Annotated in this window: 22 protein-coding genes; 12 read left to right on the top strand and 10 right to left on the bottom strand. The window is 68.6% G+C overall.

The window, feature by feature from the left end; all coding sequences use genetic code 11:
- Positions 1-6 precede the first annotated feature (6 nt).
- The 4 genes from STHE_RS16860 to STHE_RS16845 form a co-directional block, all read right to left on the bottom strand.
- A complete protein-coding gene (locus STHE_RS16860) occupies positions 7-1,503 on the bottom strand; it encodes an MFS transporter (protein WP_012873813.1) in 1,497 nt (498 codons plus the stop codon).
- A gap of 76 nt (positions 1,504-1,579) precedes the next feature.
- Positions 1,580-2,158 carry a TetR/AcrR family transcriptional regulator gene (locus STHE_RS16855; RefSeq protein WP_012873812.1) on the bottom strand — a complete coding sequence of 193 codons (579 nt, stop codon included), beginning with the start codon at positions 2,156-2,158 and terminating at the stop codon, positions 1,580-1,582.
- A gap of 143 nt (positions 2,159-2,301) precedes the next feature.
- The gene (locus STHE_RS16850; protein ID WP_012873811.1) at positions 2,302-3,540 is read right to left on the bottom strand and encodes an MFS transporter; all 1,239 of its coding nucleotides are present in this window, start codon (positions 3,538-3,540) and stop codon (positions 2,302-2,304) included.
- Positions 3,541-3,762: 222 nt separating this feature from the next.
- A complete protein-coding gene (locus STHE_RS16845; protein ID WP_012873810.1) occupies positions 3,763-5,061 on the bottom strand; it encodes an MFS transporter in 1,299 nt (432 codons plus the stop codon).
- Positions 5,062-5,408: 347 nt separating this feature from the next.
- Between STHE_RS16845 and STHE_RS16840 the strand changes: the two genes are divergently transcribed.
- Entirely contained in the window at positions 5,409-6,374 is a 966-nt protein-coding gene (locus tag STHE_RS16840) for a rhomboid family intramembrane serine protease (protein WP_012873809.1), read from the top strand.
- Between the two features lie 12 nt (positions 6,375-6,386).
- Here STHE_RS16840 and STHE_RS16835 read toward each other — a convergent pair whose 3' ends face one another.
- Both STHE_RS16835 and STHE_RS16830 read right to left on the bottom strand, forming a co-directional pair.
- Positions 6,387-7,520, bottom strand: a complete 1,134-nt coding sequence (locus STHE_RS16835) for an FAD-dependent monooxygenase (RefSeq protein WP_012873808.1) — start codon at positions 7,518-7,520, stop codon at positions 6,387-6,389.
- A gap of 33 nt (positions 7,521-7,553) precedes the next feature.
- Positions 7,554-8,933, bottom strand: a complete 1,380-nt coding sequence (locus STHE_RS16830) for an MmgE/PrpD family protein (RefSeq protein ID WP_012873807.1) — start codon at positions 8,931-8,933, stop codon at positions 7,554-7,556.
- 569 nt (positions 8,934-9,502) lie between these two features.
- Here STHE_RS16830 and STHE_RS16825 point away from each other — a divergent pair.
- From STHE_RS16825 to STHE_RS16815, 3 genes are all read left to right on the top strand, one after another.
- A complete protein-coding gene (locus STHE_RS16825; RefSeq protein WP_012873806.1) occupies positions 9,503-10,609 on the top strand; it encodes an ABC transporter substrate-binding protein in 1,107 nt (368 codons plus the stop codon).
- Positions 10,610-10,728: 119 nt separating this feature from the next.
- A complete protein-coding gene (locus tag STHE_RS16820; RefSeq protein WP_012873805.1) occupies positions 10,729-12,000 on the top strand; it encodes a quaternary amine ABC transporter ATP-binding protein in 1,272 nt (423 codons plus the stop codon).
- Positions 11,981-12,841, top strand: a complete 861-nt coding sequence (locus STHE_RS16815) for an ABC transporter permease (RefSeq protein ID WP_012873804.1) — start codon at positions 11,981-11,983, stop codon at positions 12,839-12,841. The genes STHE_RS16820 and STHE_RS16815 overlap by 20 nt, the downstream gene beginning before the upstream one ends.
- 428 nt (positions 12,842-13,269) lie before the next feature.
- Here the strand turns inward: STHE_RS16815 and STHE_RS18645 are convergent, their stop codons facing one another.
- Positions 13,270-15,063: a trypsin-like serine peptidase gene (locus STHE_RS18645; RefSeq protein ID WP_012873803.1), complete on the bottom strand. Its 1,794-nt coding sequence runs from the start codon at positions 15,061-15,063 to the stop codon at positions 13,270-13,272.
- Positions 15,064-15,277: 214 nt separating this feature from the next.
- Entirely contained in the window at positions 15,278-16,996 is a 1,719-nt protein-coding gene (locus STHE_RS18330) for a trypsin-like serine peptidase (RefSeq protein WP_052295409.1), read from the bottom strand.
- Between the two features lie 255 nt (positions 16,997-17,251).
- Between STHE_RS18330 and STHE_RS16800 the strand changes: the two genes are divergently transcribed.
- From STHE_RS16800 to STHE_RS16765, 8 genes are all read left to right on the top strand, one after another.
- The gene (locus tag STHE_RS16800; RefSeq protein ID WP_012873801.1) at positions 17,252-17,932 is read left to right on the top strand and encodes a TetR/AcrR family transcriptional regulator; all 681 of its coding nucleotides are present in this window, start codon (positions 17,252-17,254) and stop codon (positions 17,930-17,932) included.
- Entirely contained in the window at positions 17,916-18,662 is a 747-nt protein-coding gene (locus tag STHE_RS16795; RefSeq protein WP_012873800.1) for an ABC transporter ATP-binding protein, read from the top strand. Before STHE_RS16800 ends, STHE_RS16795 begins: the two co-directional genes overlap by 17 nt.
- Entirely contained in the window at positions 18,659-19,828 is a 1,170-nt protein-coding gene (locus tag STHE_RS16790; protein ID WP_012873799.1) for an ABC transporter permease, read from the top strand. Before STHE_RS16795 ends, STHE_RS16790 begins: the two co-directional genes overlap by 4 nt.
- 479 nt (positions 19,829-20,307) lie before the next feature.
- On the top strand, positions 20,308-20,886 hold the full coding sequence (locus tag STHE_RS16785; protein WP_012873798.1) for a DUF84 family protein: 579 nt from the start codon (positions 20,308-20,310) through the stop codon (positions 20,884-20,886).
- 465 nt (positions 20,887-21,351) lie between these two features.
- Positions 21,352-21,762 (top strand): hypothetical protein, encoded by a 411-nt coding sequence (locus STHE_RS16780; protein ID WP_012873797.1) that lies wholly within the window; start codon positions 21,352-21,354, stop codon positions 21,760-21,762.
- Positions 21,752-22,054, top strand: a complete 303-nt coding sequence (locus STHE_RS16775; protein ID WP_012873796.1) for a hypothetical protein — start codon at positions 21,752-21,754, stop codon at positions 22,052-22,054. Before STHE_RS16780 ends, STHE_RS16775 begins: the two co-directional genes overlap by 11 nt.
- Positions 22,055-22,091: 37 nt before the next feature.
- The gene (locus STHE_RS16770; protein WP_012873795.1) at positions 22,092-22,553 is read left to right on the top strand and encodes a DUF2171 domain-containing protein; all 462 of its coding nucleotides are present in this window, start codon (positions 22,092-22,094) and stop codon (positions 22,551-22,553) included.
- A 31-nt stretch (positions 22,554-22,584) separates the two neighbouring features.
- The gene (locus STHE_RS16765) at positions 22,585-22,866 is read left to right on the top strand and encodes a hypothetical protein (RefSeq protein WP_012873794.1); all 282 of its coding nucleotides are present in this window, start codon (positions 22,585-22,587) and stop codon (positions 22,864-22,866) included.
- A 378-nt stretch (positions 22,867-23,244) separates the two neighbouring features.
- On the opposite strand, the gene STHE_RS16760 is transcribed toward STHE_RS16765, so the two are convergent.
- Entirely contained in the window at positions 23,245-24,897 is a 1,653-nt protein-coding gene (locus STHE_RS16760; protein WP_012873793.1) for a DUF5671 domain-containing protein, read from the bottom strand.
- Positions 24,898-24,958: 61 nt separating this feature from the next.
- The gene (locus tag STHE_RS16755; protein WP_012873792.1) at positions 24,959-25,408 is read right to left on the bottom strand and encodes an Rv0361 family membrane protein; all 450 of its coding nucleotides are present in this window, start codon (positions 25,406-25,408) and stop codon (positions 24,959-24,961) included.
- Positions 25,409-25,678 lie beyond the last annotated feature (270 nt).

Raw genomic sequence — 25,678 nt, 5'->3', positions numbered from 1 at the left:
GAACCGCTAGCCTATGGGATCGGAGCACCGGGCCCGGCTCGCATGCCGCGCGGCCCGGTGCACTGCGACGGTGGCGACCGCTGTGAGCGTGAACGCGACCGCGGCGGCGATGAGGGCGAAGGCGTATCCGCCAGTGGTGGCGGCAGCGGAGGTAAGCCCGCGCTCGCTGAGGTGGGCGGTCTGGACGCCGGCCAGCGACAGCAGCGCCGCGAGGCCGATCGTCGGGCCGGCCTCCAGTGCGGTGTTGACGATGCCGCCGGCCACTCCCGCCTGATGGTCGAGGATGCCCACGAGCGCCCCGACGGTGGCGCCCGCGAAGGTCAGGCCGATGCCGACCGGGAGCAGGAGGAGCCCCACGAGCGTGGGTGCCCTGTACGCCGCCGCGACATCCATCCGGCTCAGGAGGAGCAGGCCGCTCGCAGCGACCAGGAGCCCGGCTACCGTGACCATCGGCGCACCGACGCGCGGGATCAGGCGACCCGCAACCGGCCCGGCGATGGCGACCAGCCCGTACGGCAGGAGCAGGGTGCTGGTCTGCAGGGGTGAGCGCCCGTGCACCTGCTGGAAGTAGAGCGAGAGGATGAAGAGACTCGTGCTGATGCCGCCGGAGGCGACCAGGATCGCCGCCAGCGCGACGATCCTGGGGACCGACGTGAAGAACGAGAGCGGCAGCAACGGCGCCGGTGCCCGTGCCTCCGCGACGATGAACGCGCCGAGCAACCCGACACCGCCGGCGAGGGGGCCGACCACGCCCGGCGCCGACCAGGGCTGATCGAGAGTGGTGACGAGTCCGTAGCTCAGCGCCGTCAGCCCGCCGGTCGCCAGGAGCGCGCCGAGCACGTCGAGCCGCCCGCGAACGGGAGGTGGGCTCGGCAGCAGCCGCGGCACAGTGAAGGCGGCAAGTGCGGCAACCCAGGCGGGGAACGCGATGATCCAGCGCCACGGCACCCAGGTCGCCGCCACGCCGGACAACAGCACCCCGGACACGGCACCGACCGCTGAGAGGCTGCCCCAGGCTGCGACCGCTCGGGTACGGCGATCCACATCGGAAAACACGTCGCTGAGGAGGGCGAGGGCCGACGGTGCGGCGAGCGCAGCGCCAATCCCCTGCAGGAACCGGGCGGCCAGCAACGCGGGAAACACGGGGGCGAGCCCGGCCGCTACCGAGGCCAGCCCAAACAGCCCAGCACCGACCCGCAAGACGCGACGCCGACCGGTGATGTCCGCGAGCCGGCCGCCCAGCAGGAGCAAGCCGCTGAACGACAGGCCGTACGCCGCGCCCAGCAGCGCCAGCTCGCCGCGGGTCAGGTCGAAGTCGCGCTGGATCGCAGGCAGCGGCACGGTGATGACCGTGATGGCCAGGATCAGGGCGACTTGGACGGCGGCCAGCAGGGCGAACGCGGCACCGGGACGGCCCGCGGGCCCGCTCCGGCACGGACCGCTCCGCTCCCGGTCATTCCGGTCAATGGTGGCGACGCTCCGGAGTGGCTCAGCGCTGGACATCGGGCCTCCCTTTCTGGACTGATCGTTCCAATATAACGACGCACTGGGCCCCGGTTCGGTGTCCGGGGAAACGGATTTACGTGAGGATCGCGAAAGCCTGCGCCGCCGCGTCGCGCACGCGGGAAGCCGACGCCTCACCCTTGCCGACGACGCGGATGCCCTGAAGGACAACGAGCAGGAAGCGGGCGAGCGCCCGCGGGTCCTTGTCGGGGGATAGTTCGCCCTGCGCCCGGGCCCGGATCAACGCCGCGGTCAGCGCGGTTTCCAGCGTATCCCAGCCCGCCTCCACCACGCGCGCTACCTGCCGGTCGGCGGGCAGGCGCTCGGTGACGGCGTTGACCAGCATGCAGCCGCGACGCTCCGTGTCGCACGCCGCTTCTTCTGCATAGCGTTCGACCAGCGCGCGGACCGCCGGCAAGACCGGGCCCGGCTGCGATAGGAGCTCCACGACCGGGGGCTGCGTCTCCTGATACCGGCGGAGTGCCGCCAGGTACAACTGGTGCTTGTCGCCGAACGTGGCATAGAGGCTGCCGCGGCCGATCCCCAGGTGCTCGACAAGGTCAGCGACCGATGTCGCCTCGTATCCCTTCGCCCAGAAGAGCTCCATCGCCGCCTGCAGCGCCGCGTCGGGATCGAACTCCTTGGTGCGTGCCATACCACCTCCCGGTCCGCCTCGATGCGGCTATGGTAGCAGATATTGGACCGATCAGTCAAGAATTGGTGACGTGATGCTCGGGGCGAGGCAGCAAGCGTGACCGATCAGCGCGGGGAAGCGCGGGGAACGCGCGGACCGCATCCTTAGCGCGCGTCCGTGTCGGATGAGGCGACGGCCGCGACCGGCGCCGGTTGCAGGCGGTATCCACTCAGCTCGGTCGGGCGGATGAAGCGGAGCACGGCGACAACCGTCAGGAGACCGAGGACCACGCCGCCGGTCAGGAACGGGATCACCGGGGCGATCCCATAGAGGACCGAGCCGAGGAAGGCGCTCACGGCCGCGCCGGTCATGCCCATGGTGGTGAACGCCCCCTGGACGCGTCCCTGGATCCGCGGGTCCGACACCGAGGCGAGGTAGGCGTCGAGCGACGGCTGCTGCACCGTGGCGATGGCCCCCTCCACCAGCCCCAGCAAGAGGATGACGGGCACCGACGGGACAAGGCCGTAGATGATGATGATCCCGCTTATCAACAGGTTCGCGACGAGCAGCCGCCGCCAACGGGCGCCCGCATCCGCCAGCCGTCCGCCGACCGGAGCGATCAGCAGGTACGCGATCGAAAAGGTGCTGAACGACAGCCCGACCTCGAAATCGCTGGCTCCGATGTCGGCCAGGTAGATGCTCCAGATACCGGAGAAGAGCCCGATCTGGAACTGGCTGGCAAAGGAGAGAATGAAGGCCCCGATGAGCGGCGCGACGAGCAGCGCCCGGAATGGGATGCGCTCCGTCTCACCGGTCGCGACGACCGGGCGGGGACCGGCGTCACCCTGCAGGAACACCAGCCCGCCGATCGCAACCAGCACCTCGACAGCGGCGGCGCTCAGGAAGAGTGCATTGACCCCGACCGTTTCGGCCACGATGCCGCCGAGCATGGGGGCAAAGAGCAGCCCGGCGCTGTAGGCTGCCCCGAACCCGGCGTACGCCTGCCCGCGCCGTTCGTTCGGGGTGACATCGACGATCAGGGCCCGCAGCGCCGGGTAGAGCATCGCCAGGCCGACCCCCTGCACGACGCGCAGCGTGATGAAGGATAGCGCGCTGTCGGCCGTGATATAGCCGACCGTCGCCCCCGCCTCCACCAGCAGCCCGAGAGCGATCGGCAGCCTCCGGCCGATACGGTCCGACAGGACCCCCATCGGCAGTTGGAGCAGCATCTGGGCGATCAGGTAGCTGGACGCCATGACGCCGATCGCGTCCAGGGAGACCCCGCGATCCCGCGCCGTGAGTGTCAGGAACGGGATCACCAGGCCGACCGCGACTCCGGCCATGGCGGTCAACACAAGGATCACGCGGAGTGGAGGGTGTTGGAGCACCCAGGGCAGCTTCATCGACTACTCCACCGGCCGAAGGCGCATCGATGGGCGCCAGAAGGGCATTCGCAACCACGGAAGCATAGCACCCGACCGGGGCACTCACACTGGCCAAATGGCCAGCGGAGGGGCTTCAGTCGTCATGCGTTATGCGTCATCCGTACTGCGTACTCTCCTGATGGGAGCTAGGGAAGTACGCAATACGCAGTACGCAATACGCAACACGCATCACGCCTCATCCTATCCCCGCTGTCGGGCCGCCTCGACGCGTGGCGGCTCACCCCGGAGGAGCGCGCGGAACCGCAACGTGGTCAGCAGGATCAGCGCGAGCGCCAGGAGGGTAAGGACCGTCATCGCGACCGGTGCGCCGTACCGGTTCGCGATTGCCCCGGCCGGGAGTGTCCCCACCGGCAGCAGTCCCCAGGTCAGCAGGTAGACCCCGAGGACCCGGCCGCGCACGCTGTCGTCAACGCTGAGGTGGATCTTGGTGTTGTTGACCGCCAGGTAGATGGCGCTCAATGCGCCGGCCATGAAGGTCAGCACGCTCGCCAGCAGCGGCGACGGCGTCCAGGAGAACGCCAGCACGACGGTAGCAAACCCGGCCGCCGTCCAGACCTGCACCCCCGGGAGATCGGTCAGCCGCCGCCAGCCCGCAACAAGCAGCGAGGCGAGCACCGCGCCCGCGCCGTTGACGGCCATAAGCAAGCCGAGGCCGGAGGCGCCGATCCCTAACTCGTGCTCGGCGAAGACCGGCAGCAGGTTCGAGTACGGCATCACCAGCATCGTCGGCACCGCGGCGAGAATCATCAGCCCGGTCAGGTATTCGCTGCGCCAGATGACCGACAGGCCCTCGATCAGGCTGCCCCAAAGCGTCCGCCGAACCGCCGACGGCGACGGCCGTGCGGAAGGCAACTTCAAGGTGATGACGAAGGCCGCGACCTGCGACGCGGTGCAGGCGAAGAATGTCCCGACGACACCGAGCGAGGCGATCAACGGGCCGGCCAGCGCCGGGCCGACCACCCGCGTGGCATTCTGCCCGGCAGCGTTCAAGGCGACCGCATTCGCCAGGTCGTGCGCCGGAACCAGGTTGGCCACAAGCGCGTTGCGCGTCGGGAAGACGAACGCCATTGCGGTGCCGTTGAGGAAAGCCGCGATCAGCAGGTGCCAGGGGAGCATCCGGTCGAACATCAACAGCAGCGCCACGACGGAGGCGACCACCGTCACCATTCCCTGCGCCAGCAACAGCACGAGCCGCCGGTCAACGCGGTCGAGGATCACGCCGCCGGGGATGGAGAAGATGAGCGTCGGGATGCCGCCGAGGAACCCGGTGAGGCCGACGAAGAACGGCGAGTTGGTCATCTCGAGCGCCAGCCACCCGGCCGCGATGTTCCACATCCAGAACGCGGAGTTGGTCCCGAGGGTGCTGCCGAAGAGGATCCGAAACCCCGGGTACGCGCGGAGCGAATGTAAGACCGACGTCCCAGCCGGCATCGTGGCACGCGCGGCATCGCCGTGCCCGGGGACCGTGGTTCTCCCCATGAGCTCCCACCCCTTGAATGGTTCTTCGCGTGGCGTCTCGTTCAGTCCGCCGCAGGGATCCTAACATGCCTTGCCTGAACCAGGCAGGTGACAGTTTTGAACGCGGCGCGGACGTCGAACATTCCGACCGGTTCACCCGGCGAGACGCGTGATGCGTCATCCGTGATGCGTGTTGCGTGTTCCGTCCTATTCTCCCCTCTCCCCTGGTGGGAGAAGGGAGAGCAACGGAATGCGCAATACGCAGTACGTAGTACTCTTGCTGGCTCGCGCCTTGCTCCGGCGGCGCGTGGACGTGCCACCCGCACCCGACGCCGCCCGCGGCTCGGAGGAACTTCTGGAGGAGATCGGTGCTACCCTACGCCGACGAACCGCAACCCAGCGCACGCCGTTTCCCCGCGGTCACCCTCGCCATCATCGCCGTCTGCATCGCCGTCTTCGCCCAGGAGGTCTCACTCGGGCCGGAGGAAGTCCAGGCGTTCGGCGAGCGCTGGGGCTTCATCCCTGACGAGTTCTGGGCCGGCCGTGGCCTGGTGACGCTCGTCACGTCACTCTTTCTCCACGGCGGCTTGCTCCACATCGCGGGGAACATGCTCTTCCTCTGGGTGTTCGGCGACAACGTGGAGGACCAGCTTGGACACGGCACCTTCGCCCTCTTCTATCTGGCGAGCGGCGTGGTGGCCAACATCGTCTTCGCGGTCGCCTTCCCCGATTCCATCCAACCGCTTGTCGGCGCGAGCGGTGCCATCGCGGGAGTACTGGCCGCGTATCTCCTCCTCTTCCCGCGAGCCATGGTCCGGACCCTCCTCGCGTTCGGCCCGTTCATCACGCTGGGCCGCGTCTCGGCGGCCATCCTCATCGGCTTCTGGTTCCTCCTGCAGGTGATCCAGGGTGCCATCTCGGTGTTGCCGATCGCGCCGGGGTCCGACGTCGCCTTCCTGGCACACGTCGGCGGCTTCGTCTTCGGGCTGATCGCGACCGGGACGATCCGAGAGGTGCGCGATCAATCCCTCGGCGACTGGAGCGGGCGCCGCTGGTGGAGCCGCTCGTTCCGCAACTGGCTGCTCGTCGCGGTGGTGGTCACCGTTCTGCTCGCGGGGAGCCAACTGCTCTTTACTGGCGGCGAGGCGGCGACCGGGACACTGGCTCGCCTCACCGTCGGGGCGGGCGTCGTCGCGCTGGCCCTGCTCGACGGCGTGGCTCGCCTCCTCGGGCGGCGCGGCATCCTCGGCACCGGCCCGCGCACCAACAAGCTCGTTGCCCTCGCCCAGATCCTCGCCGCCCTCGGCCTTGCCGGGACGATGTTCACGGGGTAGCGGGAGCGGCCCTCACCCGCCGCGCAGCATCCCCTCGGCTTGACGCCGCGTCAGCGTGGGCGGGGTCAGTCGCAGTGCTGTGTCGCGCAGCCGGCAGGCGATGGGATGCTCCCACTGGAACACCTGACCCATGCGCCGGGCCAGGCGCGTGATCCGCGCGGTGCGCGATTGGCGAGCCGTCTCATAGGCGCGCAGCGCCGCGACGATGTCCCTGCTCCCCTCCAGGGCGGCCGCCAGCGCGACCGCGTCCTCGATCGCCTGACACGCACCCTGGCCCAGGTTGGGCGTCATCGGGTGGGCTGCGTCGCCGAGAAGCGTCACCCGCCCGACGCCCCAGCGGTCCACCGGCTCGCGGTCCAGGATGTCGTTGCGCAGGATCTCGGACTCCGGCGTGGAGGCGAGCAACGCCTGGACCGGCTCCCACCACCCGTCGAAGCGCTGCTCCAGATCTGCCTTGCGCCCCACAGGCGGGTCGATCTCCCCGGCCGGTTCGTTGGCCGTAGCCCACCAGTAGGTACGCCCGCCGCCGACCGGCGCCATGCCGAAGCGAGCCCCCCGCCCCAGCAACTCGATCGCCGCGCCCGGCGGCGCCGCCTCGCAGGTCGTGACGCCACGCCAGGCGGTGTAGCCCGCGTAGCGGGGCGGCCCATCGGCGAGCAGCCGGGCGCGCACCGCCGAGTGGATCCCATCGGCGCCGATCAACAGGTCACCGCGCTCCGACTCGCCCGAGGCCAGGTGCACCGTCACCCCGTCCCGGTCCTGGTCGAAGCCGGTGATCTCGGCGCCGAAGCGAACCACGCCCGGATCGAGCGCATCGAAGAGCACCCGCAACAAGTCCGCCCGATGGATACCGACGCTCGGCGCACCGAGGCGGCGGTCGATCTCCGCACTTGGGATGTACGTTAGGGGTTCACCGCGCCAGGAGCGGGTCTCAACCGACACGAGGGGGCTGCTGACCGCCACGATCGGCTCGACCAGCCCCAGTTCACCCAGTGCCGCCGTCGCGTTGGCCGCCAGCATGATCCCGGCCCCGGCGGGGCGCAGCTCCGGCAGACGCTCGAAGACGGTCACGTCGAACCCGCGCAGGCACAGCGCACGCGCCGTGACCAGCCCACTGATGCCGCCGCCGGCGATGAGTACCCGCATGCGATCCTCTCTCCCCACGCCCACACCCCGGGATTACGCCGGGCGGCAGGCGGCGATGAGTGCGTCCACCCCGGTAGCCTGCGGCAAGGCCTCGGCCGCGGCCAGCAGCCGCTCGGCAGCACCGTCGCCGAGCACCGGGTCGGTGAAGCCGCGCATCTTAGCCAGCAGCTCGTCGCGAGACAGCGGGTTGTCCGGGTGACCGCGCTGCTGCTCCACCATCGCCTCCAGGCGCCGGCCGTCGAGCATCTCCACCACCAGCCGGCAGCCGAAGCGCCCCTCCTCGACCAGCGCCCGCTCGAAGGCCGGGTCAATAACGAGGTCGACCCGCTGCATCAGATCACGCAGCGCCGGATCCTTCCACGGCTCGCCCTGGTAGCTCGCCGGGGTGAGGTCGCCGTCCCGGAGCGCGACAGCCACGACGAAGGGGGTGCTGTGGTCGGCCGTCGCCCGGCTCTCGGGCGTGTACGCCGCCGCCGAGCCCTGCACCCCGGCCGCTACCCCGCGGTGGCCGTACACTGTCGCCACGGCGATATCGTCGACGTTGCCGACCTCTGGGTGGAGCTCGACCGCGGCCTGCACCGCCGCCTGGGTGTAGATCTGCGCCGGATACCGCTTCAGCATGGTGCGCGGCGTCGTGAAGGCGTAGGGGGGAGCCAGCCGTTCGAACGGCGTCGGGTCGGCGTCGGACGGCAGGCGGTCGAACAAGGTCTCCAGCGCATCCGGCGGCGCAGTGAACCCGGCGCGCGCCAGCAGCGCCGCCTGCAGGCCCGCCTGCCCAGCGAAGCCAGGCGCACCCCCCTTCACCATCGGGATCGCCAGCGACGGCTTGAGCCATGACTGGAGGATCAGCCCGCCGGTTGTCCCGGCCAGCCCGATCGCCGAGACGATCTGCTCGCGGCTCAACCCGAGCAGCCGCCCGGCCGCGGCCGGCACGGCCCAGGCCACCTGGCTGACCGAGTGGAGCCCCCGGTCCATCCAGCGATACGCCTCGGACAGCGCGGCCTGGATCTCATAGGCCACTACGACCGCTGTGAGCAGCTCCCGACCGCTCGCACCGGCCGCTTCCGCCGCCGCCAGCACTGCCGGGATGGCGTCGGAGAAGTGTCCCGCATCCCGGCCCGGCGGCGCGGCGTAGAGGTCGTTCGCGTCCAGGTCTCGTGCCAGCGCCCCATTCACCAGCGCCGCTAGCGGCAGATCCACGCGCTCCTCTCCGCCGAGCAGCGTCGCCTCCGGCCGCCCGCCGCGCTCAATTGCATAGCGTCGCAGGATCGCCGGGCCAGGTTCGCCGATCGCTCCGACCGCGCACGCCAGGGTATCGGCTACGACCCGCACGGCGGTCTCCACCACCGCGTCCGGCAGGTCGTCGAAGCGCAACCCGAGCGCGAAATCGGCCATCCTTTCGGCGTGGAACATCGCCACCCTCTCTCGCCTACTGCCTGCGCCACCACCGGCGGGCGCCCCGGCAATTCTAGCGGGAACGACCAAGCAGGCGTGGGAGCCGCCCCACATCCGCAGGGCGGTCAGCCGATTCGTTCGCGCACCCTCGCCGATATGTTGTCAGTCCGCGCATACATCCCGGCGCAGCTTCGACACCGTGCAACGGAGAGGGCGCTTGACCATCCGCGAATCGATTGCTACGCTCTGTACGAATTGGCGCATCGGCCGCGATCGCCGTGGCCGGTGTGTCACCGCGGGTCTCTCACGGCTCAAGGAGGCTTGCTGGTCGATACCACGTGCATCGGCGACAGGGACCGCCGATGTACAGTCGCCGCGCCTCCGTTGGCCGCCTCTCTTGGGATGCTTCTGACATGTGCTCGGGCTGCCGTCCGTAGCCACGCTGGGGTCCCCCAAGTCTGCGCCTCGGCATCCGAGCATCCCCTTTCTTAGGTGGCCGCTGTTCCATGCGCCGCGCTGACGCTGGTGGCAGCCGGCCATGGGCGCCAGGTCCCGCATCGACAGTCGAATGTAGGAAGGGATTTTGCATGCCTGGGCTTACAGGGCATCGGCGTTTGCTCTCGATCGCCATCCTCATCGGCGCGCTCGTGCTCGCCGCATGCGGCGGAAGCAGCGACTCGGAACCGACGACCGCATCCGGCAACACGGGCGACCCCGGCAGTACCCCGGCTCCATCCGACACCGCTCCCGGCTCATCAGACCTCGACGGCCCGATCGTCTTCGCCGACTTCGGCTGGGACAGCGCCTACTTCCACAACCGGGTGGCGCAGTTCATTCTCGAACACGGTTACGGCTACGAGACGACGAGCGTTCCCGGCGAGACCGTCCCGCTGACGCAGGGGATGATCCGGGGCGACGTCCACGTCGCGACCGAGTTCTGGGCCGATCAGAACCCGCCGTTCCTGGAGGCGGTGGAAGAGGGCACCATCCTTGACCTTGGCACCAACTATGGCGAGTCGGTCCAGGGTTTCTACGTGCCGACCTACGTCATCGAGGGTGACCCCGAGCGCGGCATCGAGCCGATGGCTCCGGACCTGAAGTCGGTCGAAGACCTCCCGAAGTACAAGGACCTCTTCCAGGATCCGGAGGACCCGAGCAAGGGTCGGTTCTACGACTGCATCGCCGGCTGGGAGTGCGAGCAGGTCAACGCTGCCAAGTTCGCCGCCTACGGCCTGGATGAGCACTACAACCGCTTCCTGCCCGGCTCCGCAACCGCGCTCGCCTCGTCGCTCGTGGCCGCGTACGAAAAGGGCGAGCCGTGGTTCGGCTACTACTGGGGCCCGACCTGGATCTTCGGCCTGCTCGATCTGACCAAGATCGAGGAGCCGCCCTACTCCGACGAGTGCTGGGAGCACATCCTCGAGGGCAAGGAGGCGTGCGCCTACCCCGACGTCCAGGTGCGGATCGGCGTCAATGCCGAGTTCGCCGAGAAGGCACCGGACGTAGTGGAGTTCCTCGAAAACTACGAGACGACCTTCGACCAGACGAGCGCCGCGCTCCTGTACATGCACGACAACGAGGCGGAGCCTGAGGAAGCCGCCATCTGGTTCCTGAAGGAGTACGAGGAGCAATGGACCCAGTGGGTGCCTGAAGACGTCGCCGCCAAGGTGCGGGACGCACTGGCCTCGAGCTAAGCGCGCGGTGGAGTGCCGGGACGGGATGGCGGTCAATTCGCCCCCTCCCGGCACGTCACGTTCCACAACGACATCCGTCCAGGCCGCGTTCGCACGGCACCGATGGAGGGGAGAGTCCCATGCAACACGACGACATCGTCCTCGACGTCAGGCGGGTAACGAAGATCTTCGGCGGTGATCGCGACCGCACCCTCCAACTTATCGCCCAGGGTGCGACCAAGGCCGAGATTCAGGAGCAGACCGGCGCCGTCGTCGGAGTCCGTGACGCCAGCTTCACGGTCCGACGCGGCGAGTTCTTCGTCATCATGGGCCTGTCGGGCAGCGGCAAGTCGACCCTGGTGCGCTGCCTGATCCGCCTGGTCGAGCCCTCCAGCGGACAGATCTTCATCGACGGCCAGGACATCACGCAGCTCTCCGACGCCGAGCTGCGCGAGGTCCGGCGCCACAAGACCGCGATGGTCTTTCAGCACTACGGACTCCTCCCCCACAAGACCGTGCTGGAGAACGCCGCCTACGGGCTGAAGACGCGCGGGGTCCCCAAGGAAGAGCGCGAGCAGGCCGCGCGGGCCGCGATCGAGCGCGTTGGGCTCAAGGGCTGGGAAGACTACCGGCCACGGGCGCTCAGTGGCGGAATGCAGCAGCGGGTGGGACTGGCTCGCGCCCTGGCGCACAACCCCGACCTCCTGCTGATGGACGAGCCCTTCAGTGGGCTCGACCCGCTGATCCGCAAGCAACTCCGCCGGGAGTTCGCCGCGATGCAGGAGGAGGCGGGGCTCACCACGATCCTCGTCACCCACGACCTGGACGAGGCCCTCACGCTCGGCGACCGCATCGCGGTGATGCGCGACGGCCAGATCATCCAGATCGCCACGCCGGACGAGCTGATCACTAACCCGGCGGACGCCTACGTCGCCAGCTTCGTCGAGGGCGCCTCGGCCAGTCGCTTCCTGACCGCGGCGCAGATCATGGACCGCGATGTCACCACCGTCAGCGCCGCGGACGACACCGACGCCGTGCGCCGGCACCTGCATTCCCGATCCGCCCGCAGTGCATTCGTCATCAACGGGAACGGCACGGTGCGGGGTCTGATCCCGAGCGAAGATCTGTCGCGCATCAGCAGTAACGGCGACCGGCGCGCCTGGGAGACGGCGGTCCGCCAGGCAGTGACGGCGGAGCAGGACACGCCGCTACCCGACCTCGTCCCGCTGGCCCTCAAGTCCCGCTACCCGCTCGGCGTGGTCGATCACGCGGGCCGGCTCGTGGGGCAAATCACCAAGAACGCCCTCCTGAAGGCGCTGGCAGACGACATCGAAGCGGACGAGGGATCGACGCCCGACGCACGCCAGCCGAACACACGGGACGGAGCAACGCATGTGGAACGAGTTTCCTGAGCAGATCGACATCCCCCTCGCGAACTGGGTCAACAGGCTGGTTTCGTGGCTGCTCGTGACCTTCGGTGACGTCTTCGACGCCATCTCGACCGCCACCCTCTGGATCCTGCTGCGTGTCGAGTCCGCCTTCACCGCGATCCCCTGGCCGGTGATGCTCGTCCTCGTCGCCGTGGCGGGCGCCCTCAGCACTCGGAGCAAGCTGACGACCGTGATGCTCGTCGCCCTGATGGTCATGGTCGGTGCGTTCGGCTACTGGCACCTGGCCATGCTCACCCTCTCGATCATCGTCACCTCAGTGGTCATCTCCGTGGCCATCGGTCTGCCGCTCGGCATCCTGGCCGCGCGCAGCGACCGCGCGGAGACCATCATGCGGCCGCTGCTCGACGGCGCGCAGACCATGCCGAGCTTCGTCTACCTCGTCCCGGCGCTGATGTTCTTCGGCCTGGGGAAGGTTCCGGCGGTCATGGCCACGGTGATCTACGCCATGCCCCCCATGATCCGACTCACGAGCCTGGGCATCCGCACGGTGACCGAAGGAGCGATCGAGGCCGCCGAAGCCTACGGCGCGACGCCGCGGCAGATCCTCTTCGACGTCCAGCTCCCGCTGGCCCTACCGACGATCATGGCCGGTGTCAACCAGACGACGATGATGGCGCTGGCAATGGTCGTAATCGCCTCCATGATCGGCACGACCACCGTCGGCAGCGAGGTGTTGATGGCGATCCAGCGCATCGACCCCGGACGCGGCGCCGAGGCCGGGCTCACCATCGTGGCCCTCGCCATCGTCATCGACCGCATCACCCAGGGCTTTGCCAAGCGTTACGAGCGCTCGATCTCGTGAGCCTCCCGGTATCGCTCCCAGGCAGCCGATCCGGAGCGTGGGTGTTCACGATCGGCTCGTGCCCGGAGATTATGGATCTTGACGAATTAGCTTGTTGTACCCGCCAGTCGCCCGCTCCCGCGCGCCTGTCATCCTGAGCGAAGCGAAGGATCTCACGTCGGATCCACCGCGCCGTGGGGAGACCCTTTGGCTCAGACGGAGTCGCCAGGGACGGCGGGCCGCCGCCCCGCCCCCGGCCCGCCCGTAGAGTTAGGCGACTCGCATAGGTTCGCGCGGTCGGCATGTGCCCGGGGGTAAGACCCCGGGCTGACAAGGAAAGCCCGCTAAAGCGGGCTGAGGCGGACCAGGACCAACACCCTGGCGTTGGGTGCCCACCGTCCGGTCGGTGCCCGGGGTTTCACCCCCGGGCCCAGGCCGTCATCGATCCATCATGCCCCGTGGGTGGGGAGGTCCGGATGGTGGCCACCGTCCCAGGAGAACTCCCAGAAGTGCCAGCGGAACGCTTCCACCAGACTCCGCAGCGTCGCCTCAATCGCACCCGGAATCGGCGCCCCGTTCGCATCAAACCACGGGCTCACCCCCTGCTGCCCCTGCGGCGCCTGACAGTTCACATGCGTCGGCAGGTCGCAGTGCGGCCCCCCATCCCACGAGATGCCCCAGAAGTGCCAGCGGAAGGCCTCCACCAGGCTGCGCAGCGTCGCCTCGGTCGCCGCCCGGTCGAACTGCGTGCCCTGCACCCAGGGGCCGGGTGGGGTGGCCGTCCCGGCGAAGGACGCATGGCTGGGCAGGTCGGGATGCGGGGCGCCGTCCCACGACTGACCGTAGAGGTGCCAGCGGAAGGCCTCCACCAACGAGCGCATGGTGGCGTTGATCTGCTCGGCCTTGGGCGTCCCGTTGGCGGTGAACCACTGCCCCTCACCCGGGTCCGTTGAGACGATGATGTCCCACATCGCCCGGAATGCATCCCCATCGGCATCAATCGCTTGCGCCGCGACTGAGTACACGCCAGGCGGGAGATCGACCTGCGCACTTACGGTGTTCGTGTTACTGTTGAACTCTCTGTCGCCGATGAGCATGGTCATCGAGACGACTGCGCTGTCCGAGTGAGCCGACGCGCCAATGGTGATCTGTCCAGGAGCGACGACGCTAAACGGCCCAGGCGTGAGAGAGTCGAAGACGGGCTTGATGCCGTTGCCGCCACCGCCACCACCGCCGCTACCGCCGGCCGACTCGACGAAGTAAGAGATGCTGCATCCAAGCTGGCCGCACGCGTTTAGGAGACGTTCCAGGAATTCTCGGTCAATACGGCTCGCGACGTTGAATCGTCCGGGAGCCTCAGCAATCAAGACGCCGACGATCACGCCGTCGCTTCGTCGCCAGACGGCTGCCCCACTCTGCCCGTCGTAGACATCGATGTCGTGATAGAGCAGGAACGGTTCAACACCGAGGAACGCTTGCTTGAAAGACAGCCACATCGTCCCATATGGCTTGTCTGCCGGGTAGCCGGCAATAGTGGGGTAAAACTGTGGGTCCCGAAGGGACGCGGTAGACAGGACACCGATTTGAAACCACCCCACCCGATTTCCGAGTGCTCGGGTGGGCAGCTTGAGCAGACCCCAATCCCAGTCAGGATCCGTACCTAGACTATTTCTCCAGCCGGATGGGACCCAAGCCCAGCTTGCATACTCATAGCCGTGCGGCTCGGACCAGCCGTCCTTACCTGGGACGACCCGCGCGTTTCCGATCCATCCTCCCCAAATAGGATCCCAGAGACAGTGCGCCGCTGTGAGGATGACGTCGGGACCAATAAAGGTGCCGCTACACTGACCCAACTCAAACATTAGCGAATCATAGAGTTCAAGGAACACCACTGCGGACGCTGGAAAGTCGTAGGTGGGTGTTACCCGCGTCCGCTCATCAGGCGGGAACACATACTGGTAATCGCCCTGTTCCTGTTTGTCGTTCGGCGGCGTGGAGCCACCGCCCGATGGTGGTTCGGCCGGCAACGGGCCGAGCTCGTGCACGTAACCAAACGGTTCCTCCGGCATCGGCGGTGGGGGACCGACCGGCGGATGCTTCACCCCCTCGGTACCGAGCCATTCGAGGCTATCCGTTTCCGCTCCCGGGTCACTCGCGACTGCCGGCACGGAGCTAGCCACCACCATCAAGAAAACAAGGACCGCCACTACCGCGCGGGGGACTCCCCGCTGCGTCGCGCTCATTCCTTCTCCTCCTCACTGTCACCGATGAGCCCGAAAACGCTTGTCGACATCTTACACCAATTCTGCCACTCATGCATTTAACGCCGTACTGCACTAGTAGCAGTATCAGTGATAAGATACCCAACCCAGCACATGCCAGGTTGGGTATCAACGTCGACGCATCGCTTGCTCTGCGACTTAGTTGGCGAACCTGGTGCAGGCTCGCGCCGCCACCTCACGCCCCGTGGGTGGGGAGGTCCGGATGGTGGCCACCGTCCCAGGAGAACTCCCAGAAGTGCCAGCGGAACGCTTCCACCAGACTCCGCAGCGTCGCCTCGATCGCGCTCGGAATCGGCGCCCCGTTCGCATCAAACCACGGGCTCACCCCCTGCTGCCCCTGCGGCGCCTGACAGTTCACATGCGTCGGCAGGTCGCAGTGCGGCCCCCCATCCCACGAGATGCCCCAGAAGTGCCAGCGGAACGCCTCCACCAGGCTGCGCAGCGTGGCCTCGGTCGCCGCCCGGTCGAACTGCGTGCCCTGCACCCAGGGCCCCGGCGGGTTGGCCGTCCCGGCGAAGGCCGCATGGCTGGGCAGGTCAGGATGCGGGGCGCCGTCCCACGACTGACCGTAGAGGTGCCAGCGGAAGGCCTCCACCAACGAGCGCATGGTGGCGTTGATCTGCTCGGCCTTGGGCGTCCCGTTGGCGGTGAACCACTGCCCCTCGCGTGGGTCGGCCGCGACGACGATGTCCCACATGGCGCGGAACGCATCCCCATCGGCATCGACCGCGGTGGCTTGCACCGTGTAGACGCCGGAGGCCAGCGAGACGTCAGCCTGCACTTGCTCACCCTGGGCGGTGAACGTTTGACCGTTGACAGTGAGCTGGAGCGACGTGACGGCGCTGTCGGACGATGCGCGGGCGCCGACGCGGACCGTGCCCGGCGCCACAACCGAGAAGGGCGGCGGGGTCAGCTCATTGAACACCGGCCGCACACCCGCTACGGGCGCCTCGTTGTCCGGCGTGTCCTCATCCGGCGGGGTATCCACCGGCTCCTTCTCAACGATCGCGTCGAAGGAGCAGCCCATCTGCCGGCAGCCGAGCCGGAGCAGGTATAGGAAGTCGTCGGTGATGCGCGATGCTTCGTTCCAGAGGGAGGTCGCGTGGACGTGCACGCCGACGATCACTCCGTCGGACGCGCGCCAGACGGCGGAGCCGCTCTGGCCGCCGAATGTGTCGATGTCGTAGTAGAGCAGGTCGCGGACGACCCCGGTGAAGGCGTCCTTCGCCCCGAGCCACATCGTGCCGAACGGCTTGTCGCCCGGGTAGCCGGCCATCCGTGGCTGGAAGTTCGGGTCCTTCAGCGACTCGGTCGAGAGCACCCCGATCGTGAACCAGCCGGTCTTCTTGCCCAGCGAGTCGTTCGGCAGCTTGACGAGACCGTAGTCGTTATACCGGCTGTTCCCGCCACTCTGGATCCAGCCCCGCGGCACCCAGGCAGCGGAAGCCAGCGCGCGGCCGAACGGCTCTTGGCCGGCGTTGTAGCCTGGGAGGATCAGCACGTTGGCGACCCAGCCGTCCTGGCTGTCGTAGAGGCAGTGGGCCGCGGTGAGCACGACATCCGCCGCGATGAACGTGCCGCTGCAGAAGGCGTAGAACTCGCCCTTGTCGTTGAAGAGCGCCACCAGGGCCACGGCCGAGTACGGCTTCTGCGTGGTGTTGGTGATGTGCGTCCGCTCGTCCGGCGGGAAGACCTTCTGGTAGTCGGCGGGTGGCTCGGGCTGCCAGGCAAGCAACTCTTCCTCCCGCGACAGATCGTAGGTGTGGACCTCACCCACCGCCTCTTCTGCCGCGACCGGCGGGCTCGCGCCGACGCCCGCCCCTGTTGCCGTCAGCACCATCACCATTGCCAGCAGGAGCGCGAGCGCGCCCCTGGCCCGCCGCCGTCTCTCCATCACGTTCCCCACGCCTCCCCTTCTCCGGGCGGGCACGTCCACACCACGTCCCACCGTGCCCGCCGGTACCGAAGCGATACACGAGGTGTAAACGCCATGTTCCCCCACAGCGTCGGCGCCCATGATACGTCAGATTGGGACGATCGTGTGCTCGCAATCGCTTGATTAGGACCTGCGTCCAGTCGGACAGGTGCGCGGCTCAGTGCTGTGCGCTTTACTTTGATTGATTGATCAGTCAAGCAAGGAGCAGGGCTGATGACGTCGACGCGCGACCAACGGGACAGCCGGCACCGCACCCGCAGCCCGCAGTTCGAGGAGCGCCGCCGCCAGATCGCGCTTGCCGCGGCCCGCGTCTTCGCGACGAAGGGCTTCACCGGCGCCACAAACCGCGACATCGCCGCAGAGGCCGGGATCAGTGCCGGCCTGATCTACTGGTACTACGACAGCAAGGAGGACCTCTTCGAGGCGATCTTCGACCAGTTCGCCCCGCTCCAGGCCCTACGGGACGCGTTGGAGGAGGCAGACGCGCTGCCGGTCGAGCAGGTGCTGGAGCGTCTGGCGAACGGTCTCCTCGGCGCGGTCCGCCAACCCGAGCACGCCGCTATCCTGCGCCTGGGACTGACCGAGGCGATCCGCTTCCCCGACGTGGCCCGCCACCTGGGGCACCTGATCGCGCGCCATCCCGTCGGCGGGCTAGCCGCCTACTTCGAGCGCCAGATCGCCGCCGGGCGGATCCGGCCGGTCGACCCCTGGCTGGCGGCGCAGGCCTTCCTCGGCAGCGTCCTCGGCTACGCCGTGCGCAAGCACGTGGTCGGGCATGACGACCTCCAGGCAGTCGACGATGCCGACATGGCGGCCACTCTGGCCGGACTGTTCACACGTGGGCTGCTCCCGAGCGATGGCACGGAGGGAGGACCCGATGGGACCGATCGTTGAGGTCGAGAACGTCAGCAAGCGGTTCGGCCCAATCACCGCCCTTGTCGACGTCACGCTCGACGTTCCCAGCGGCGTCATCTACGGCCTCCTGGGGCCGAGCGGCTCCGGCAAGACCACCCTCATCCGCCTGATCGCCGGGGCGCTGCGGGCGAGCACGGGGCAGGTCCGCGTCTTCGGCCGGCGGCAGCCGAGCCGCGCCAACGCCGCCCGCATCGGCTACATGACGCAGTCCGCGGCGCTCTACCCTGATCTCTCGCTCCGCGAGAACCTGACCTTCTTCGGCACCCTCTACGGACTGAACGACCGGCGCCTCCGCGAGCGCGTCGAGACCATCGCCGCCGAGGTCGAACTGGCCGACCGGCTCGATAGCCCGCTGCATACGTTCTCCGGCGGCATGCGCCAGCGCGCGTCCCTCGCCTGCGCCCTGCTCCACGAGCCCGACCTGCTCATCCTCGACGAACCCACGGTCGGGCTCGATCCGGTGCTGCGCCGCGCCTTCTGGGAGCGCTTCCGCCGGCTGGCGGCCGCCGGCCGGACCCTGATCGTCTCCAGCCACGTCATGGACGAGGCCGACCGCTGCGACCATCTCGCCTTCCTCCGCGAGGGACGCTTGCTCGCCACCGGCAGCCCCTCAGAGTTGCGCCAGATCACCGATCAGGCGAATCTCGAGGACGCCTTCCTCGCCCTCGCGGCGGGCGCCGGGAGCCTGCTGGAAGGAGGCGTCCGATGAACCTGCGCCGCATCCTGGCCCTGGCAACCCGCATCGTCCACCAGTTCCGCCGCGACCGGCGCACCCTCTTCCTGCTGTTCGTCGTGCCGGTCCTGGTGCTGTCGCTCCTTGCCTGGATCTACCGCGGCGATGGGGCGAGCCAGGTAAGCCTGGCCATCGTAAACGAGGGCCAGAGCCCGCTCGCCGCCCAGATCGTCACCGGGTTGCAGCAAGACGACTCGCTCACCGTGCGCGAGATGGACGCCGCCGCGGCCACAGCGGCGCTCGACCGTGGCGAGGTCGATGCCGTGCTGACGCTCCCGGCGGACCTTAGCCTCCGCCCGGGTGGACCGCCGCAGCAGATCGACGTCACCCTCGACGGCTCCGATCCCAGCACGACCAGCGCGGTAATGGGAGCGCTCACCCGCACCCTGCCCGAGACCGTGGTACGCGCCGTCAACCCGGCCGGACTGCCGATTCAGATCGCGCCCCGCTTCCTGCACGGCGGACCGGAGTTCGACCGACTCGACTACCTGGCGCCGGTCATCATCGGCTTCTTCGTCTTCTTCTTCGTCTTCCTGCTCACCTCTGTCTCCTTCCTGCGCGAGCGGAGCGAGGGGAGCATCGAGCGGCTGATCGTCTCCCCGCTCGGCCGGGGTGAGATCGTGCTCGGCTACATGCTGGGCTTCACGCTCTTTGCCGCGCTCCAGGCGACGGTAACCATCCTCTTCGCGGTCTACGCGCTACGCATCCACTACGTCGGTAATCTGGGGCTCGTGTTTCTCTTCACGCTGCTCCTGACCCTCGGCGCGGTGAACCTCGGCATCTTCCTCTCGACCTTCGCCCGCACCGAGTTGCAGGTCGTCCAGTTCATCCCACTCGTGATCGTCCCGCAGGCACTGCTCTCTGGGATCTTATGGCCGATCGACTCGTTGCCCGAGCCGCTCCAGTGGCTGGCGCACGCGCTGCCCCTGACCTACGCCGCGGAGGCACTGCGCGGCGTCATGATCCGCGGCGACGGCCTCGCCGCCCTCTGGGTGAACCTGGCAGTGCTGGCCGGCTTCGCCGTGCTGATGGTCGTCCTCGGTACCCGACGCTCCGGCGCGAGACGGCGTAGCGATGCGGGCTGCAGGTGGCCTCGACGTACGCATCGAGGCCCGGTTCGTGCCCGGGGTAATGAAGCTTGACGAATTGGCTTGGTGTAACCGCCAGCCACCCGCTCCCGCGCGACTGTCATCCTGAGCGCAGCGAGGGATCTCGCGTCGGATCGGCCACGCACCGGCGAGATCCTTCGGCTCGGACGGAGTCGCCGGGTGCGGCTGGCCGCCGCCCCGACTCCGCTCAGGATGAAAACAACCCGGCGGCTCTCTTGTATCCCGGTAATTCGTCAAACTTCATTACCCCCGAGCTCAATGTGAGTAAGTCCACTAGAGGGACTGTGATGGCTCCATCACGGCGTTACTGGTTCAACTTTCGGCCGGGCATCACATCCCCAGCCCCTTCAGTGGGCTTGGATTCCTAGCCCGGCGGCTCTCGCCCGGGCACATGTCACGCCATGGGGACCATCACACCACCCGCCCCTCGCCAACTTCCATTACACTCGGCACAGCACGCATAGGCGGGCCGCCGTCCCTCGTCCCTAACAGGCCGCACGAAGGAGGAGCGCATGACGTCCGAGCCCAGGCCGCGTCTCCACGCCGATGAACCGGTGACGATCGCCGGTGGGTCGGTCAACCCCGCCAAGCACGCGGCGGTCGAGCGGGCGGTTGCAGCCTACTTCCTCCGCGCCACGGTGGAGGCGGTGGACGTTCCGTCGGGCGTGCCGGCCCAGCCACGGGGCGACGAGGAGACGGCCCGCGGCGCGCTCCGAAGGGCGGCGCAGGCGCGGCTGACGCTCGACGCGGACCTCGGACTGGGCATCGAGTCGGGCGTGGTCGAGGGACCGGGCGGGAAGCTCTACGTCGTCGCCTGGGCCGCCGCAATCGACCGTGTGGGCGTCCGCGCCTTCGGTGGCAGCGAGCGCTTCCCGCTCCCGGCGGAAGTCGCGCAGCGCGTGCGGGCCGGGGAGGAACTCGGCCCGGTCATCGACGACCTGCTCCGTTCCCCCGGCACGGCCCGCCACGCCGGGGCCATCAGCCTGCTCACCGCCGGCCGCCGCGACCGCACCGACATGCTCACCATTGCCGCCCTCCACGCCCTCGCCGCCCTGCTCGAGGTCTGGCGCGGGGGGTTCTCCCGGGATTGACGCTGCCCCTGCACACCTGAATCCCACAGTCGAACCGACCAAAAAGCCGCGCCACGGGTGGGGACGCCCGTGGCGCGGCTCGGGAAGGGAAGGGCCTGCACGTTTGCGGGGCATCCAGTTGTGGCACCCACGGTGCGACGATGGTTGGTGGTGCCTTCCGGGGCCACGGCAGCGTGTCGAGCCACGTCGTGCCGCCTGGATGCTATGAGCAGGATACGCGGCGACTTGCAACAGAGGCGACGCTTCCGCCGTGCGGACCGTTGCAACTGCGTAACAACGGGCGTTCCACCGCACATGGCACAAGGTTGTCACGCCGCCTCGCCCGGATTGGGCGCACTTTCCACGACTCCTCGGGCAGGATGAGGGTGAGGCGCCCCCAGCACCTCTCGGGGCCGCGCCTACGGTCTACGGAGAGGGAACGGTAGGCGGAACCCCCGCCCGCCGACACACGAGAAGAGGTCCACGATGCAGTACCGGTTCCATGGGAACGCCGCCCATGTGGAGACGGCGCAGGCGCTGGTCCGCCGGAAGGCGCGGCTGCTCGAGCGCCGGTTCGCGAACACCGCCGACGACCTGAAGATGCTCGACGTGGCATTGCACTACCACGACAAGACCAACAGCTATCGGGCACGGCTGCTGTTCCGTGGGCCGACGCAGCAGATCGCGGCCGACGGGCACGCCGATACGCTGGGCTACGCAATCCGCCGCGCCTTCCACGACCTCTACGATCAGGTGGATCGGTACCTTGCAGACCTCCAGCGCGAGCCGGAGATCCGGCGTGCGCAGTCAGAGGGACTGGCTGAGCGTGAAGCCCGGCTGCGCGAGATGAAGCAGGGGACGATCGAGCAGGGATCGGAGGACGCCGATGTCGGATGACATCAAGAATCCGTGGCAGCACCCTGAGGACCCTCCTAAGGAGAACCCTCAGCTCGACGAGAACCCTGTCGTGTCGGCCAAAGATCTCCTGCGGACCGACCCTCAGGCCGCGTGGGAGATGCTGACCCGGGAGCGGCGGGACCGCAGCCACGGCGACATACAGCGCCCGCCCCGCCACGACCCGCGCCACACCGCCCACAAGATCCCGCCGGGGCAGACCAACGTCCCCGCTGGCGGCACAACCGGCGGGGGCATGGGAGGCGGGTCGAGCAAGCGCCGCACTCAGGAGTAAGCGGCGCTCCCGGCACGCAGGGCCGATGGGAGGAACTATGAGTATCAACGGCGAGCAGATCAGGCCCGGCATGGAGGTCGTCGGCGCCGATCGCGTGACGGTCGGCCGGGTCGAGCGGGTCGGAGAGGATGCGTTCCTCATCCGGCGCGACCTCGAGCCGCCGCGTGTGTTGCCCTTCACGGCCGTGCGCGAGGTGGCAAACGGCGTCGTCACGCTGATGCTCAAGGCCCGGGAGGTCTCCAATTCGAGCCCGCCCACGACCGACCTCTACGCCCCGTTCCGCGAGATCATGCCCACACCGGGCATGGCAGTCGAGGGATCGGACAGGGAGACGATCGGCCAGGTCGCCGCCGTCGAGGGGGACCGGTTCATCCTTAACCGTCCCGGCAAGCTCGACGTCTATGTCCCCTTCGACCTGATCAACGACATCCTCGGGGACCGGCTGATCCTCGATGTGCCGTCCACCCAGATCGACCGCATGGACTTCCCGGTGGTCTAACCCAACGGCACCCGGGAGAGGAGAACGCATCATGGATCGAGAGCAGCTTCTGACCCTGTCGGACGCCGAGCTGGACCAGCTCGTTGCCGAGGGGCGCATCACCCGGCAGCAGGCCGACGAGATCACCCAGGTGCGGGAGCGCCGCGCCGCCGCAGAGCGCGACCCGGACGACCTGCTCGACCCGACGACCAGGAAGACGGCTGGCGGCTTCGGCTCGGGCCAGGGGATGGGCGTCCACTCCACCGGCCAGGAGCCGGGTTCCTATGACGAGCAGGGCAAGCCCCGCCACGACGACCCGGAGTGGCCCTACTGACAAGCCGGGCCCGCCGCAGCCCGGTGGCCCGAGCAGCGCCGTGCGTCGTCGTACGACGGTGATGCTGTTACTCTCGACGTTAGTGAGGAACCCCGATTCGCGCCCTGGTAGCGGCGGGTAAGTCGTAAGAATCCCCGCCCGGGTTGGCGGCACCCGGGCGGGGGCGAGCCACTGCCTCTGCTACGCAGCGCACAGCACCGCGCTTCGTCTGCCTTGAGACCGTCCAGTCGCTATCGAGAATGCCCCCTAGGTGATTCGCACGGCGTAATCCCGTGATCTGGAGATGGCCGGTGTTGGTGCGCCCGGCGCCAGGCCGATTACCTGGTCCAGGCGTTCGCGCGTAGGGAGCCGCACCGGTAGCCGGCCGAGCGGTGTCGGCTACTCGCGCTCAATACGGGGCCGCAACGTGTACCCCTCGGGCAGGTGGTCCCGCAGGTTGTCGAGAACGCCCGCCAGGTCCGCGTCGGGCGGTCCGGTCAGCAGCAGGGGAAGAACCTTTTCGCCGACCGCCTCCGCCCGGCGCTCGCGCAGGTCGTCCCGAAGGACCATGCCGTGGTAGGCGAGCAGTGCCGCCGCCACCACGAAGACACCGAGCGCGGCGCTGACGTCGGACACCACTCCCCGGGCGGACCCTACCCCGAGGAGCACGGTCAGGATCCGGTAGAGCGTGACGGCGAGGCTCACCAGCACCGCGACTAGCGACGCCGCCAGCGTGGCGAAGAGGTAGACACGGCGCGTTGTTGCGCCGCGCTCACCGGCCGGGTCGGCTGAGACCCGCCGCGCCGCCGTATACCAGTGCCAGAGCCAGGCACCGGTGCCGACCAGCGTCAGGGCGACGAACAGCGCCACCTGCCGCCGCCACCAGTCGGGTGGGGCCGTCACGACGCGGGTACCCCCGAGCACCGCGTCCAGAAGCAACCCCAGAAGGTACGCCAGCCCGACACTGCCGAAGCCGAGCCCGACGAAGGCAACACCGTACGTGTAGATGCGGCGCACAGATGCCTGCAGTGGCGCCTCGGTCATCGTGGCCGCCTCGGCCAGCACAATCCGCCGGTGGTAGGCCCAGGCCGCGGCGAAGGGGAGCGCCCGCGCCAGCGGGTCGAGCAGCCGCCGGGCGAGCGCGTCACCGGCCGGACGCGGTGCCACCCCGAGGGCCCACGCGAATGCCTCGTTGAGGAACACCGCGGTGAAGCCCAGCGTCGCCACCACCCCGACCAGGATCATCACGTACAGGTACGCGCGCCGAAGGACCGACGCGCGCTCGCTCAGCCCGCGCCACCCAGGCTGCCGAAGTAACTCCAGCGAGGCGCCCCAATGCCCGGCCCAGGCGAGCAGACCCACGACCACACTCGCCACTCCAGCGGCCAGGAGACCGCGCCACCAGGTATCGGCCGGGAGGATCGTCTCCTGCGGGAGCAGCACCTCGATAATCAGCCGGAAGAGCGTTCCCAGCTCAAAGAGGAGCTGGAGCGCTCCGATGAAGGCCGCCGCGTAGCGGTAGAGCCGCGGCGCCCAGGCGGCTGCGCCCCGCATCTCCACCGCGGCAGCATCGCCCCGTCGCACCCCGGCATGGTAGACCCAGATGCTCGCGGAAACCAAGACGAGGGCCAGCGGGCCGGCGAGACTACCGGTCGGCTCCGGCGCGTCCAGCACCTCCCCCAACAGACGCCGCACGAGAGCGGTTCCCGCGAAGAACCAGGCGATGAAGGATCCAGCCAGCACCGCGCTCACGTAGAGCGCGCGCACGGTCGAGCCGCGCTCGGCCTCTCCCTCCGCGTCCGGCCGCAAAGCTGCTCGCTCGGCCAGCCACCAGTGGAGCAGCCAGACCGGCAGCGCGACGATCGACACCGCGGCCCAGAGGCTGACCTGACGGCGGATCGCCTCGCCGGGTTCGAGGATCACCTCCGACCACCCCAGCGCGATGGCGATCTGCGCCAGCCCGATGCGCAGCAGGTTCATCAGGCCCACGGCGAGCATCGCGAGCGACACGGCCGCGATGAAGTAGATGTAGAGTCGCCGTGCGATCTGCACCTCGGCACTCCCTACCTGTTCCCGGCCCGAGCACCGCCGCCCATGCAGGGCACCGTGCCTGTTACAGCACGGTTAGCGGCTCGTCGACCTTCCACACGCCGTCCTCCCGCACCATGCGCACCGGACGCTCGTATGTCGAGCGGTTGAAGTCGATGCCTGACCCGTAGAAGAACTCGACCGTCAGGTAGAGCGTCACCCGGTCGCCGTCTCCCACCGCCCGGTCGATCCGCACACGCCGCTCGGACGGGTACTGCCCGGCAGTGGCCACGTACCGGGAGAAATCGCGGAAGCTCATGTCCTCCCGCGCCCGGGCGGAGAGGTGGTCGTACGCCTCCTCGGCCCGGCCCTCCTCGACCGCAATCAGATAGCGCTGCAAGACATCCTCGGGCGAGCCCTCGGGGAACCGGGTGGGCTCGGTCGAGCCCAGTGCCAGTGCAGCTACCACGGCCAAGACCACAAGCCCGAGCACTCCCAGGCCGATGATGAGGACCGACCGTTCGGCCCGACCCATCGGGTCCGCTCCCTTCTCCTCAGCTCCAGCCCGGCATCAATGCGCTCCCTTTGCCTCAAGGGGACGATGTGGGATTGTAGCAGCTCGCCGAACGGCGGAGAGTGCGATGCGGCGCGGCTCGGCCTACCACACAGCGTGACGAGATATGGTCACCATGATACGGCACGACCTTCGGGGGAATCTGATGCCCGCACGCAGGCTGTTCGGGTGCAAGCGGAGCCCGCCGCGATGCGGGGGTACGGGGAACAGGGATGACACGCGGGTATTAGG

Source organism: Sphaerobacter thermophilus DSM 20745, assembly GCF_000024985.1.
Lineage (GTDB): Bacteria > Chloroflexota > Chloroflexia > Thermomicrobiales > Thermomicrobiaceae > Sphaerobacter > Sphaerobacter thermophilus.
Note: the sequence above shows the minus strand (reverse complement) of the source record. Positions and strands in the feature narration are given on the sequence as shown.

What these genes read in the sequence shown, in the direction of transcription:
- STHE_RS18330 (WP_052295409.1), bottom strand. Translation starts at nt 16,996, where the DNA reads ATGGAGAGACGGCGGCGGGCCAGGGGCGCGCTCGCGCTCCTGCTGGCA.
- STHE_RS16835 (WP_012873808.1), bottom strand. Translation starts at nt 7,520, where the DNA reads ATGCGGGTACTCATCGCCGGCGGCGGCATCAGTGGGCTGGTCACGGCG.
- STHE_RS16780 (WP_012873797.1), top strand. Translation starts at nt 21,352, where the DNA reads ATGCAGTACCGGTTCCATGGGAACGCCGCCCATGTGGAGACGGCGCAG.
- STHE_RS16820 (WP_012873805.1), top strand. Translation starts at nt 10,729, where the DNA reads ATGCAACACGACGACATCGTCCTCGACGTCAGGCGGGTAACGAAGATC.
- STHE_RS16850 (WP_012873811.1), bottom strand. Translation starts at nt 3,540, where the DNA reads ATGAAGCTGCCCTGGGTGCTCCAACACCCTCCACTCCGCGTGATCCTT.
- STHE_RS18645 (WP_012873803.1), bottom strand. Translation starts at nt 15,063, where the DNA reads ATGAGCGCGACGCAGCGGGGAGTCCCCCGCGCGGTAGTGGCGGTCCTT.
- STHE_RS16855 (WP_012873812.1), bottom strand. Translation starts at nt 2,158, where the DNA reads ATGGCACGCACCAAGGAGTTCGATCCCGACGCGGCGCTGCAGGCGGCG.
- STHE_RS16860 (WP_012873813.1), bottom strand. Translation starts at nt 1,503, where the DNA reads ATGTCCAGCGCTGAGCCACTCCGGAGCGTCGCCACCATTGACCGGAAT.
- STHE_RS16755 (WP_012873792.1), bottom strand. Translation starts at nt 25,408, where the DNA reads ATGGGTCGGGCCGAACGGTCGGTCCTCATCATCGGCCTGGGAGTGCTC.
- STHE_RS16800 (WP_012873801.1), top strand. Translation starts at nt 17,252, where the DNA reads ATGACGTCGACGCGCGACCAACGGGACAGCCGGCACCGCACCCGCAGC.
- STHE_RS16815 (WP_012873804.1), top strand. Translation starts at nt 11,981, where the DNA reads ATGTGGAACGAGTTTCCTGAGCAGATCGACATCCCCCTCGCGAACTGG.
- STHE_RS16785 (WP_012873798.1), top strand. Translation starts at nt 20,308, where the DNA reads ATGACGTCCGAGCCCAGGCCGCGTCTCCACGCCGATGAACCGGTGACG.
- STHE_RS16765 (WP_012873794.1), top strand. Translation starts at nt 22,585, where the DNA reads ATGGATCGAGAGCAGCTTCTGACCCTGTCGGACGCCGAGCTGGACCAG.
- STHE_RS16830 (WP_012873807.1), bottom strand. Translation starts at nt 8,933, where the DNA reads ATGTTCCACGCCGAAAGGATGGCCGATTTCGCGCTCGGGTTGCGCTTC.
- STHE_RS16845 (WP_012873810.1), bottom strand. Translation starts at nt 5,061, where the DNA reads ATGGGGAGAACCACGGTCCCCGGGCACGGCGATGCCGCGCGTGCCACG.
- STHE_RS16775 (WP_012873796.1), top strand. Translation starts at nt 21,752, where the DNA reads ATGTCGGATGACATCAAGAATCCGTGGCAGCACCCTGAGGACCCTCCT.
- STHE_RS16770 (WP_012873795.1), top strand. Translation starts at nt 22,092, where the DNA reads ATGAGTATCAACGGCGAGCAGATCAGGCCCGGCATGGAGGTCGTCGGC.
- STHE_RS16790 (WP_012873799.1), top strand. Translation starts at nt 18,659, where the DNA reads ATGAACCTGCGCCGCATCCTGGCCCTGGCAACCCGCATCGTCCACCAG.
- STHE_RS16825 (WP_012873806.1), top strand. Translation starts at nt 9,503, where the DNA reads ATGCCTGGGCTTACAGGGCATCGGCGTTTGCTCTCGATCGCCATCCTC.
- STHE_RS16795 (WP_012873800.1), top strand. Translation starts at nt 17,916, where the DNA reads ATGGGACCGATCGTTGAGGTCGAGAACGTCAGCAAGCGGTTCGGCCCA.